Source organism: Citrifermentans bemidjiense Bem (assembly GCF_000020725.1).
Classification (GTDB): Bacteria; Desulfobacterota; Desulfuromonadia; order Geobacterales; family Geobacteraceae; genus Geomonas; species Geomonas bemidjiensis.
On sequence record NC_011146.1, the window covers coordinates 3,153,728 to 3,165,942 of the forward strand.

The 12,215-nt window shown below is 60.8% G+C and carries 12 protein-coding genes; 3 read left to right on the top strand and 9 right to left on the bottom strand.

From position 1 onward, the window contains the following. Entirely contained in the window at positions 1-684 is a 684-nt protein-coding gene (locus GBEM_RS13605) for a TVP38/TMEM64 family protein (RefSeq protein WP_012531156.1), read from the bottom strand. Positions 685-846: 162 nt separating this feature from the next. Between GBEM_RS13605 and GBEM_RS13610 the strand changes: the two genes are divergently transcribed. From GBEM_RS13610 to GBEM_RS13620, 3 genes are read left to right on the top strand one after another with little or no spacing between them, the layout of a single operon-like run. Next, complete coding sequence (locus tag GBEM_RS13610) at positions 847-1,587, top strand: endonuclease/exonuclease/phosphatase family protein (RefSeq protein WP_012531157.1); 741 nt, start codon at positions 847-849, stop codon at positions 1,585-1,587. Then, a complete protein-coding gene (locus GBEM_RS13615; protein ID WP_012531158.1) occupies positions 1,584-3,107 on the top strand; it encodes a phospholipase D-like domain-containing protein in 1,524 nt (507 codons plus the stop codon). The genes GBEM_RS13610 and GBEM_RS13615 overlap by 4 nt, the downstream gene beginning before the upstream one ends. A gap of 39 nt (positions 3,108-3,146) precedes the next feature. Then, a complete protein-coding gene (locus tag GBEM_RS13620) occupies positions 3,147-3,356 on the top strand; it encodes a hypothetical protein (protein ID WP_012531159.1) in 210 nt (69 codons plus the stop codon). A 73-nt stretch (positions 3,357-3,429) separates the two neighbouring features. Here the strand turns inward: GBEM_RS13620 and GBEM_RS13625 are convergent, their stop codons facing one another. The 8 genes from GBEM_RS13625 to GBEM_RS13660 form a co-directional block, all read right to left on the bottom strand. Continuing rightward, entirely contained in the window at positions 3,430-4,704 is a 1,275-nt protein-coding gene (locus GBEM_RS13625) for a M16 family metallopeptidase (RefSeq protein WP_012531160.1), read from the bottom strand. Between the two features lie 169 nt (positions 4,705-4,873). Continuing rightward, a complete protein-coding gene (locus GBEM_RS13630) occupies positions 4,874-5,344 on the bottom strand; it encodes a cytochrome P460 family protein (protein ID WP_012531161.1) in 471 nt (156 codons plus the stop codon). A gap of 87 nt (positions 5,345-5,431) precedes the next feature. Beyond that, positions 5,432-6,322, bottom strand: a complete 891-nt coding sequence (locus GBEM_RS13635) for a carotenoid biosynthesis protein (protein ID WP_012531162.1) — start codon at positions 6,320-6,322, stop codon at positions 5,432-5,434. 325 nt (positions 6,323-6,647) lie between these two features. Further along, on the bottom strand, positions 6,648-7,718 hold the full coding sequence (locus GBEM_RS13640; RefSeq protein ID WP_012531163.1) for an MlaD family protein: 1,071 nt from the start codon (positions 7,716-7,718) through the stop codon (positions 6,648-6,650). A 67-nt stretch (positions 7,719-7,785) separates the two neighbouring features. Further along, positions 7,786-8,562, bottom strand: a complete 777-nt coding sequence (locus GBEM_RS13645; RefSeq protein WP_012531164.1) for an MlaE family ABC transporter permease — start codon at positions 8,560-8,562, stop codon at positions 7,786-7,788. Continuing rightward, complete coding sequence (locus GBEM_RS13650) at positions 8,559-10,031, bottom strand: hypothetical protein (protein ID WP_012531165.1); 1,473 nt, start codon at positions 10,029-10,031, stop codon at positions 8,559-8,561. Before GBEM_RS13650 ends, GBEM_RS13645 begins: the two co-directional genes overlap by 4 nt. Positions 10,032-10,263: 232 nt before the next feature. Continuing rightward, entirely contained in the window at positions 10,264-10,791 is a 528-nt protein-coding gene (locus GBEM_RS13655) for a 3-isopropylmalate dehydratase small subunit (RefSeq protein ID WP_012531166.1), read from the bottom strand. 97 nt (positions 10,792-10,888) lie between these two features. Then, positions 10,889-12,172: a 3-isopropylmalate dehydratase large subunit gene (locus GBEM_RS13660; protein WP_012531167.1), complete on the bottom strand. Its 1,284-nt coding sequence runs from the start codon at positions 12,170-12,172 to the stop codon at positions 10,889-10,891. Positions 12,173-12,215 lie beyond the last annotated feature (43 nt).

Below are 12,215 nucleotides of genomic sequence, written 5' to 3' on the forward strand. Positions count from 1 at the left end.
TTAGGGACGGCGGGGCCAGTGGTGCAGGAACACCGGCACCAGGGCAGAGAGGGCCAAAAACCCCATGGCGAGCATGGATTTCCCGGACAAGAGATCCGATGCCTCATGCACCTGGCGCAACTGGGCCCCGGTAAAGGCGTAGATCGCGGAGCCGGGGAGCATGCCGGCGACCGTGGTCCAGGCGAAGGTCTTCAGCGGAATCCTGGTCATGGCAGCACCGTAGTTGATGACGCAGAAGGGGGCGATGGGGAGCAGCCGCAGTACCAGCAGGTAATGCGGGCCGTGATGGGACATCTCCAGGTTGAAGCGCGAGAGCTGCTCGGAGAAGTGCCGCTGCACCCAGTGCCCCAGGAGGAAGCGTCCCGCCTCGAAGGCGGCCACCGCGCCGGCGGTCCCGGCTAGGGTGACGTATAGGGTCGCGGGAAAGGTCCCGAACAGCATCCCCCCCGCCAGGGTGAGCGCCAGCGCCCCCGGTAGAAAGAACGCCGTCATGAAGAATAGGGTCAGGAAAAACAGCACCGCCTTAGAGTAGTGCCTGTGCACCATCTGCAACAGGTAGTCCCTGTGCTCGCCGGCGTGCCGCACGCTGAACCCCTCGTCCTCCAAAAGCCAGATCGTGGCGACCGCAGCCCCCACCATAAGCATCAGGATGAACACCTTCATCGCCCTTCGTTTTCGACTCATCGCCGCCTTCCTGGCCGTTTCGGCCCGTCCCCGTCCGCCTCGCCGCAGCGTTGACATCCTTTTCCTGCTGGGTACCCTATAAAAGTTTTTAATACTATATAAATTGCGCTCTCCTGCAAGAAACCTTCAGGACGAGCGGGGACCGGCGATGCGAGCCCACCCATGTCACGTACCTTTTCCGTAATGACCTACAACGTCCACAGCTGTATTGGCACGGACCGCCAGCTTTCACCGCTCAGGATCGCCGAGGTGATCGACCGGTGCAACCCGGACATCGTCGCGCTGCAGGAACTCGACGCAGGGCTGCCGCGCACCGAGATGATCGACCAGGCGCACCTGATAGCCATGACCCTTGAAATGTCGTTCCATTTCCATTCCTCCATACATCTGAAAGAAGGGGGGTACGGCAACGCCATCCTGAGCCGCTCCCCGGTGCAGCTGATCAAGGCAGGCGCCGTTCCTACCGACCCGTTGCACCCATCCTTTGAGCGCCGGGGGGCGCTCTGGGCGGAGGTGGAGCTGCATGGCGTGAAGATCCAGGTACTGGCCACGCACTTCGGGCTGAACCGCGGCGAACGGGTACGCCAGGCCAGGGCCGTCACCGGCCCCGAATGGCTCGGCCACCCCGAGTGCCTGCCTCCGGCGGTTCTCTGCGGCGACTTCAACGCCCTCTTCGGCTCATCGGTGTACCGGCTCCTTACCCGGCAACTGCATGACGTGCAGCGCAAGGTTAAGGGGCGCCTCCCCCGGGGGACCTGGCCCGCCCAACTCCCCTTCATGCGCATCGACCACCTGTTCGTCACTCATAACCTCAAGGTTCGCAGTGTCAGCGTGCCGAGAAACCCGTTAACCCGGGTCGCCTCGGATCACCTGCCGCTGGTTGTCACGCTGGAGCTGCCATGAGCGTCTTGAAGCCGGGCCAGAACTGCATGGGGATCTATGAGGCCGACAGCACCGGCGTGCTGGTGGATGCTTGCGATTACTATCGTGCCTTCTACCACACGGCGCTCTCCGCCCAAAGCTACCTGCTCCTCGCCGGATGGCAGTTCGATTCCGAAGTGAAGCTTCTGCGCGGCAAGGAGGAGGCAGCCGCCGGAGAGGTGCGCTTCCTGCAGTTTCTGAACGCCCTGTGCCAGGCGAACCCGGCGCTCCAGATCTACATCCTCGCCTGGGACTTCAGCGCCGTCTTCTCGCTGGAAAGGGAATGGTTCCAGAACATCATCTTCAACTGGTCGGGAAACGAGCGCATCCACTTTCGTTTCGACTCCGTCCACGCCTACGGCGCCACCCACCACCAGAAGTTCGTCATCGCGGACGGCGTGCTCGCCTACGCGGGGGGGATGGACATCTGCTCCTCGCGCTGGGACGACCGACGCCACATGCGGGAAAATCCGCTCAGGGTCGACGTGGACGGCACCCGGTACGGCTCCTACCACGACATCCAGACCTATCACACCGGCGAGGTTGTCGGCGTGCTGTTCGAGCTGTTCCGGCAGCGCTGGAGCGATTCCGGCGGCGCGCCGCTGAAGCTCCCCCAGGTGGGCGCCCTGACGCCGCAGGTACCGGTAAACGCCTTCATCCTTCCCGCGGGCCGCGTGGCCCTTAGCCTAACCGTGGCCCCGGCGCCTCAGACCACGCAGCGCAAAGTGAGCGAGATCCGCCGCCTGTTCGTGGACGCCATCATGTCGGCGGAGCACCTGGTCTACCTGGAAAACCAGTATTTCAGCTCGCAGGCCATCTACTGGACCCTGGTGGCGCGCATGACGCTTCCCGACCGCCCCCGCCTCCAGATCGTCATGATGCTCCCGGACCGTCTCCCTCTGACCGAGGAACTCTTCCTAGGGCTCCCCCAGATGAAGATGATCCGTTCGCTGCAGTTGGTGGCGGAGAAGACCGGGCACCAGCTGAGCGTCTACTCTTCGGCGGAGATGGACCACGGCAACCGCAAGATGACCTTCATCCACTCGAAGCTTCTGGCGATCGACGACCGCTTCCTCACCATAGGCTCGGCCAATGCCACCAACAGGAGCATGGGGTTGGATACAGAGCTGAACCTGAGCTGGGAGGCAACCGGCCCGGAAGATCCACTGGTGCCTGCGATCCGCAGGCTGCGCGGTTCCCTTCTGGCAGAACACGCAGGGCTTGCCGGTTCCGATGAAGAGGAGAAGTTCGCAGAGGTGGAGAACCTGACCCGGCACCTGGAATGCATGGCCGACGACCACGAGGCGCGCCTTTGCCGGTATCAGGCGGACCCGACGCTTGAGAAGAGCGACTGGCCGGACGCGCTGGAGCCGATAGCACGGGTAGTCGACCCGGAGCAGCCCATCGACAACGAGTTTCTCTTCGAGAGCATCTCCAAGTCGGAGCTAGGCTCCTTCGCCAAGGGGATCTTCAAGCTGAGCCAGATGATGATCGGCCTGTGATGAAACTAGGGGGAAAAACCGGAAAAGGAGGTACGGCAGATGGCTGAAGATAAAGGGAAAACGGCGGTGGAAACGGACCGGCACGAGTGCGACGTCAGGGTGTGGTGCCCCTCCTGCAAGCGCTCGGACTACACGCAGGACGGGGACAAGTACCTCTGCGCCTCCTGCGGCAAGATCATGAACCTGCAGCACGAGATGCACCACGAGCATTTCCCCCACCTATCCGGCGGCGAAGACGAGATGAGCTGAGCTGAGCCCCGTACGCCGGGCAAAAAACAACCCCCTCCGGAATGGAGGGGGTTGCTGGTTGAAGAGAAAGGGGCTAGCACGGCAGCCCCGGCCCTTCCCCCGACCCCACCGACTCGACCCGCGGCACCACGTCAGCAAACAGAAGCCGCGCCATGTCCCTCACCTCCTCCGCGGTAACGGCGGCGATAGCCTCCAGCGAGACTCCCACCGGCTCGGGCGCACCCAGCAATGAGGTGGTGTTGGAGATCCTGCGCACCTGGGTCTCGCAGTCGTCAAGGGCCATGAGGCGCGCAGAGCGTATCTGCTCCTTGGCGGCAGCAAGCATCTCCTCGCTCACCTTCTCCTCGCAAAACCTCATCACCTCGCCGTGGCAGACGTCGACCGCCTCCTGGGCCCGGTCCGCGCTGGTCCCGGCGTAGATCATCAGTGCCGCGGAATCCGTGTAGGAGGACATCATGGAATAGACCGTGTAGGCAAGGCTGCGCCGCTCGCGGACCTCGCGGAACAGGCGCGAGTTCATTCCGGTGCCGAGGATCTGGTTGAACACGGCCAGTTTGTGGCGATGCTGGTTCCCCGCCGGCGGCAGCGGATACCCCATGTAAAAGAGGGTCTGCTCCAGTGGGCGCGGGAAATGCCTGTTCTCCCCTATGGCGCTTTGCCACCCCTGCTCCTGCTGTTTCACCTGCGGCGATCCGGTCGGAAGCGCCCCCAGGGCGCGGTCGGCCTGCTCCACCATCCGGTCGTGCTCCACGTTCCCCGCGACCGAGACTATGGTGGCGCTGGATAGGTAGTTGGAGAGCTTGTAATCCATCAGGCGGTTCCTTTCGATGGCCCCGATGCTCTCCGAGGTGCCGAGGATGGGGGAGCCAAGAGGATGCCCCTGCCAGAATCCCAGGTGGAACTGGTTGTAGATGAAGCGGCTCGGGGTGTCCTGGTTCATCAGGATCTCCTGCAGCACCACGGCGCGCTCCTTCTCCACCTCCGTCTCGGGAAGCCAGGAGTTGACGAACATGTCGGCTAGGATGTCGAAGGTCGCCGGGATGATCGAGGCGAGCGCGACGGCGTAGTAGAAAACCTCCTCCTGGCTGGTATAGGCGTTGGCCCGGGCGCCTATGCTGTTGAACTCGTCGGTGATCTGGTCGGCGCTACGGGTAGGCGTCCCCTTGAAGAGGAGGTGCTCTATGAAATGGGAGGCCCCGGCGCAATCGGCCGGCTCGTTCCTCGTGCTGCTGTCGTTCCTGATCCCGACCGCGGCGCTCTGCATGCCGGGGATCTGCTGGCTCACCACCCGGATCCCGTTGGAAAGGGTGGTCATGCGCACCTGGGGAGTACTTTGTGTGGTCGACATGGTTGCTCCTTGAAAGCTGTGGAAATCGCTCCAGTTTGGCTGGGCGCAATTATAGCATGTTGTTTGGGGCTAGAAGCGTCCTCCCCCGCCGGGCTTCAGCTGCCGGAGGGGAGGCAAGCCCAGTGGGGAGGCTTTCAAGGGGAAAAAGGAAACGGCGGTCGACGCAGCGTCATTTGAAGTCGGCGTACCTGGAGATTACGTAGTCCCTGCCCTTCGCGTCTTTTTCGTGGCAGCCGAAGCAGTCTCTTTTGCCGTCGAGCCCGGAAGGTTTCCCATCGGGGGTGAACCCGGCAAAACGCCAGCCGCCGGTCTGCTGCTCTTTCCTGTCTTTTTGCATCACGACGATCATGTTTTTCTTGCCCGGCACCTTGTTGCCGTTTTCTTCCTTGATGGAGTAGTTCACCGCGACGAACCGGCTTCCGTCCGGGTAGGCCCCGCCGCTTTTGTAGCTTTTCATCGCCTTCTTGTCCACGTAGATGTAGTGGATGCCGTAAAAGAGCGACTTTTTGTCCGTGTCGATCCGGGCCTTGCTCTTATCCCACTTCTCGTATCCCTTGGGAAGAGCGGTCTGGCCCGCCGCCGCTGCCGCCGTGACGCCGAGGATGGCGCCGAGAACCATCAGGGAAATTGCCTTTTTCATGTCAAGCCTCCGCTTTGTGTGAATTTTAGTCCCGAAAACTGCCCAAAAATACCATACGCCCCCCCCCTTTCAAAGGGAGAGGCTGCATTAATTCCTGTCCCCGCCTGGGCGTCCTATGCCGGCCGAGGTCGCGTTCGACCAGGGAAACTCCGCCAGGTGCGCCGCCAGTTCATCCTTGTGGTAGCGGTCCACCTTCTGGAAAAAGAGCACCGCCGCCATGGCAACGGGAAGGGTGTAGATGAAGAAGCCGGTGATGGCCATCAGCCGCTCGCCGATGTAGAGCGTGACCGTGAGGTTGAAGGCGACCACGCAGAGGTAGAGAAAGGGGCCGTAGAAGGCGCGCAAAGGGGGCGCGGCGACACCGGCGGGCTTCTCCTCACCTTCCCCCCCGAAACGGTCAATCAGCTGCAAAGCGGCAACCAGCAGCGCGCTCACCAGCAGCCAGCCGAGATAGTTGGAAATGGGGATCCCGAAATGCGCTCCCACCTCCTTGTAGCCGTAGATCCTCCCGAGAAACCACCTGCTACCCTGCAGCGCGACCGGGTCGGTGATTATATCCAGGAAGACCTGGAACAAGGAGGCGAGGAACAAGACGCAAAAGGAGCGTCTCAGGCGGCCTGTTTCCAGAAGCACCAGGTCCCGCCCGACCCTCTTGACCGGCCCTAGTACGAGGAGCGCCGTCGCGTAGCTGCAGTAGGTGAGAAAGACGTAGGAAAGCGAGTCGAAGAAGGGGACCCCCGCTACCCAGAGTTCGCGATCCCTTGTCGCATCCACGTAGTAGTACCAGCCGTAGGGAAATCCGGTATTGATGGAGCTGTACTCGGAGGCGAAGGCGATCAGGTAGCCGGCGACGGTGAAGAGGACCGTCTTTCTCCATCCCAGGTGCAGCACGGCCGCCACCAGGTAGGTAGCGAAGAAGGCGAAGACGTAGGGACGCATGGTGATGGTCCCGATGGCTATGTCGAGGATGTCTGTCACAGAAAGGCCTCCGAAAGATGCGGGATCTTAAAACCAAAGCATTTACCACAGAGGACACTGAGGTACACAGAGGAAAATCTGGGGAACTGCAAAGACAAAAGACCTTGAGGTGTCCCCCCCAAGCTCTATTGCTTCTCTATGTGACGGCTTTACGGGAACTCAGCGCAAGAGCACCTGCACCGGGAAATTTTTCCTCTGTGTCCGCCTTGGCCTTGCCCGCGTGACCTCTGTGTTCCGGGGTCGGGTCGGGGCGTAAAAAGGACAGGCTACCTTTGCCACAGTAGCCTGTCCCCTGTCTGCCGTCTTTGAACTTTAAGCCGGTTGTTTAGAAGAGAGTCCCCACGATGGAGCCGATGACGGAGATGGGGCCTGCGTCTCCGAGACCTTCCATGGCCCGCTCGGTCTTCTTGAGCGTGGCGGTGGTGTCGCGGTAGAGCTGGTCCTCGTTGACCAATTTCCCCAGGGTCCCCTGGCCGGAGTTGATCTTCTGGGTGATTTCCTTCACGTTTTTCGACGCTTCGCGCAGGTCGGCATAGAGCGTCTCGTCGTTGATCAGCTTGCCCAGGGTACCTTCGCCGCGGTTCACCTTGGCGGTGATCTCCTTCACGTCCTTCAACCCGGCGTTCAGGTCCTTCGCGCCCGACCTGAGGTCGGTGATGAGCGCAGAGGCGTCGCGATAGACAGTGTCGTCGTTGACCAGCTTCCCGAGGGTCCCCTCGCCGCGCTCGATCTTGCCGGCCACCACCTTCAGGCTCTCCACCGCGCCGCTTGCGTCGTCGAAGAGCTTTCTTTCGTTCAAAAGCAGCGCCAGCGACCCCTCGCCGCGGTCCATCTTGCCGGTGATGCTGTTGATGTTGGAGATGGACTCCTTCAGGTTGCCGCGGTTCTCGTCCAGCATTACCGAGATCTTCTTCAGTACTACGTCCTGGTTGCGGTCCAGGTTGTTTACAAAGACCTTGGCGTCCTTCACCACGTCGCTTAAGTTGTCGACGATGATGTCGATGTTGGCGACGTCCTTCCCTTTCACCACGCCGCCGGGCTCCAGAAGCGACGCGTTCGGCGAGCCGAAGGAAAGCCCCAGGAACTGGCCGCCCAGAAGGTTCGTGAGCCTAAGTCCCGCAACAGTGTCGGTCTTGATCCTGGTACCGGGCTTCACCTCGAAGTTGATCTCGATCTTGTCGTTCAGGATGTTGATCCCCTTGATGCGCCCGACATCCACGCCGGCGAGCCGCACCGGGTCCCCCACCTTCAACCCGGTGATGCTGGTGAGATAGGTCTTATAGGGGACGTTCTTCTCGAACGGGTTCCACTTTTCACCCACCTCTAGGAGCAAACCCAGGATGATGAGGCCGAACAGGAAGAACATGCCGACCTTTTTTTCTACCGAAAGAGCCATAAATCCTCCAAAAGACAAGACAGCAAAAGACCTGCTGCGGCGCGTCGAACCGGCCGCGGCCGGGCTGCTACAGGAGCACCCGGGTCAGGATGTAGTCCGCGACCAGGATCAGCATGAACGACAGCACGACGGACCTGGTGGTGGACTGGCCGATGCCACGGGCGCCGCCGGAAGTGCTGAAACCGACGTAGCAGGAAACCAGGGCGATGATGGAGCCGAAGGCGACCGACTTGGTGAGGCCGATCCCGATCTCCTTGATCTTCAGCGCATCGGTGAGGCTGTCGTAGTAGGTCGCGTAGGAAACGAAGATCTGGGGGTGCAGGTTGCTGATCAGCGCTCCCCCGATGATCCCGATCACATCCGAGTAGATCACCAGCGCCGGAACGCAGACGATGCAGGCGATGAAACGGGGCATGGCGAGGTAGCGGACCGGGTCGATGTCCAGCGTCTTCAGGGCGTCGATCTCCTCGTAAACGGTCATGACCCCGAGTTCGGCGGCCATGGCGGAGCCGCAGCGCCCGGCGACCAGGAAGCTGGTCATGACCGGGCCGAGTTCGCGCACCATGGAATGCCCGACGATGGCGCCGATGATGTTCTGCCCGCCGTATTTTTGCAGCTCGACCCCGGTCTGCAGCGCCAGCACCATGCCGACGAAAAAGGCCATTACCGAGGCGACCGGGAGGGTGTCCCAGCCGATCACGGCCATCTGGGTCAGGATGCTCTGCACGTTGCGCGGCGCCTCGCGCAGGAAGTAGAGTATCTTTCCCTGGAGGATGACCATCTCCCCCAGCACCTGGTTGAAATAAAGCACCCGTTTGCCGAGCGGTTCCAGAAATTGCGTCACTTATGCCCCCATTTGAGGCCGAAGGGGAGCCACAAAAGGCTCAGGTCCTCTTCTTCGCCGTTGCGCTTCAGGCTGATCAGCCCCTTCAACAGTTTGAGCTCCCGCTCTGACTTGGTGTTGCGGTAGGAGATGAGCGGGAAGAGCTCATAGGCCAGCTCGTCGCCGCGCCTTTCATGCCAGTACAGGTTCCAGAAAAGCGTGGAGGCCGAGTTCCCGGCCTGGTCCCAGCGGCGCTGGTAGATGCGCCACAAAGGCGCCCAGTTCTTCTCGATCCCTTCCTTGTCTAGTATGGATTCCACCGGTGCCGGAAGCGAGACGGAGGAGACCCCGTCGGTGGTCCTTTTGTAAAGGAAAAGGGGCCAAACCGCGGTGCGCTGCCTGTCCTGGCCGTCCTTGGGCCAGTACTCGTGGTTGCTCCGGTACAAGAAGAAGAGCACGCGGTCGATCTCCTGACGGAAGATATCGGATTTGATCTCCTCGTGCTTGTAGATGGGCCAGAAGTACCAGCTTTTCTCCCACTCGGGACGCGTTTCGTGCGAATAGAAGGGAAGGTAGGAGTCCTTGCTCCTGTTTTCGCCTCGCACCGTGCCGACCAGGGGCCAGAGGTAATTGACCTCCTCGTACTTCTTCTCGCGGTTCTCCGTATAGCCGAAGAAGGGCCAGAGGTAGGTGCGCGAGGTCATCATAGGCGAATCGGTCGAGGCGTAGAGGGGGAAGAAGGTCTTTTTCTGCGTCGGGTTGTCCGTATCTAGCCCCGACTTCTCGGACAGGTAGAAAGGCCAGAGCACGAAGCGCTTCTGGTACACCCCTTCTTTTTGCGACTGGCCGTAGAGCGGGAACACCTCGAAGCCGTCTTCCTTATCCCCTTTTGTACTGGAGAAGATAGGCCAGAGGTAGTGCTTGGTGGTGGTCCCTTTTTTCACCGCCGAACCGTAAAGCGGAAACAGGACGAAGTGGTACTCGTCGCGCCAGAAGCGCTCGTACGTGTCGCCGTAGAAGGGGAAGAAGGCGCGGTAAGGGCCGTACTTGGCAGACGTTCCGGAGACGTAGAAGGGGAAAAGCATGGTCGACTTTTCCTGTTCCGCCCCCTCCTGTTTCCGGTAGGTGGTCTTGCGGAAGAGCTGCAGCGCCGTCGAGGTGTCTGACTCGGGGGTACTCTCGTGGTACGCCAGTGGGTAAAGGTAATAGGTGGAGTCCGACTTCTCCGTCGTATGGCTGCTGGTGTAGAAGAAGGGACGTATGGCGAAGTCGGTGTCTTCCCCCTTTTTCTGGTACTTCACGATGGGACCCAGAAGCGAGAGGTTGCTGAAACCTTCAGCCGGGCTTTCCCGGTAGTCCACGAGCGGCCAAAGGGTAAAGATGGTACCTTTGCCCCGCTCGACCGCACCATCCCCCTCGCCGGCACTGCTTGAGCCTGCAAAGGCAAGCATCAACAAGGATGCCGTTATGAACTTCCTGAGAACTGGCATGAACCTCTTCTAGTAACCTTTCGTTAAAGGGACAGCACCGGATAGTAACTGCTGCCGTCGCGCCTAGTCAACCAAAATATATGGTGGCCGCCCCGCTGACAGCAGCACACCTTGAATGGTGATTATGTCAACAAAGTCGCGACTGTCAATCAAGGACGACAGGAAAACAATGAGGCAGGAAACCGTCGGGTCTCCTGCCTCATTGTTTTTGGACGCTGTTAGTGCCCTGCTGCTAGTATTTGCTGTCGGCGTAATCCACCCAGCCGCCGGCCAGAACCAGAGCTTTGTCAAAGGGAGAGATCTCGAACTGCATAGACTCCTGACGCCCGCCCCCCTTGATAGTGAGAGTGCCGTTTTCCACGTCTACGTCCACGGTGGCGTCTGCTGCGCCGGCAAAGCCGAAGAGGCGGTCGATCTGCTCAGCTGAGAGTTCGATGGCCACCATGCCGCAGTTGAACATGTTCTGCCTGAAGATCCTGGCGAAGGACTGCGCCAGGACCACGTTGATGCCGTTCACCTCGAAGACCCAGGGTGCGTGCTCGCGGGAGGAGCCGCAGCCGAAGTTGGCGCGGGTCACCACGACGCCTGCGCCATAGGTCTTCTCAGACTTGGCGTCGAAGCCGGGGAGCTTCAGGTCTTCGAGCAGGTAGGGCTTCAGGTCTTCCTTGGTGATCTCCGTCAGGTATTTTGCCGGGATGATCTCGTCGGTGTTTATGTCGCTACGGTCCAGAAAGAGGGCCGGGCCGCCAAATTTTTTCATATCTCATCTCCTGAAAGTCGAAGTTCGCATCATGAGTAACGCTGCCGGTAACGGTTGGGCGTTCATCGTCAATTGTCAATTATCAATTGTCAATTGGTTACAAGTAGTTGCGCGGATCGGCGATCTTACCCTCGATGGCGGAGGCAGCTGCCGTCGCCGGAGAGAGGAGATGCACCATCCCCCCCTTGCCCATCCTCCCCATGAAGTTGCGGTTGGTGGTGGAGGCGCAGACTTCGCCTTCGGCGAGGACGCCGTTACTCATGCCGAGGCAGGCGCCGCAGGTCGGGTTGGTGACGCAGAAGCCTGCGTCCATGAAGATCTGGATCAGCCCTTCGGCAACCGCATCCTTGTAGATCTGCGGCGTTGCCGGAGAAAGGATGGCGCGCACGTGGGAGGCGATCTTCTTCCCCTTGAGGATCTGGGCTGCAACCCTGAGGTCTTCCAGCCGGCCGTTGGTGCAAGATCCGAGGTAAACCTGGTCCACCTGGGTGCCGGCCATCTCGGTCACGCTCTTCACCTGGTCCGGCTTGTAGCCGAAGGTGCAAAGCGGGGCGAGGTCGGAAAGATCGAGATCGATCACCTGCTCGTAAGCGGCGTCGGCGTCCGAGCACCAGACGCTGTAGGCGGCAAGCGCCTCTTCCTTCGATCCGAACGATCCGGAGATGAAGGGCCAGAGGTAATCGACGGTGACCTGGTCCGGCATGCAGATGCCGGAGGTGCCCCCCGCCTCGATCGCCATGTTGCAAAGCGTCATCCTCGACTCCATGGTCATCTGGGCCACGACCGGCCCGCCGAACTCGATGACGCGGTCGGTGGCGCCGTTAACACCCAGGTGCCCGATCACGCGCAGGATGGCGTCCTTGGCGAAAACCCCTTTGGGGAGGGTGCCGTTCAGGTTGACGCGGATGGTCTTGGGCTCGCGGAAGGCGCAGACCCCCTTGAGGATCCCTACTTCGAGGTCGGTGGTGCCGACGCCGGCGGCGAAGGCCCCGAAGGCGCCGTGGGTGCAGGTGTGGGAGTCGCCCATGATCACCGTGTTACCCGGGCGGATGAAACCCTTCTCCGGGAAGAGCGCGTGGCAGACGCCGTTGGCCCCGATGTCGAAGAAGTCCTTGATGTCGTGCCGCCTGGCCCAGTCGCGCAGCATCTTCGCCTGGGTGGCGGTCTTGCTGTCCTTGCTCGGCGTTACGTGGTCGATGACCGCCTTGATCTTGGTGGGGTCGAAAACCCTGTCTTTACCGCGCGCCATCAGATCGGCGATGGCGATCGGGGTCGTGATCTCGTGGCACATCACGACGTCGATGCTGAGCACCTTGGTGCCAGCAAAAGGCTCATCAACCAGATGGGCCGAAAATATTTTTTGAGCCGTAGTCATACCCATAAATAGCGCTTCCTTTTGCGATTGGATTGGAGGTTTTACCAAT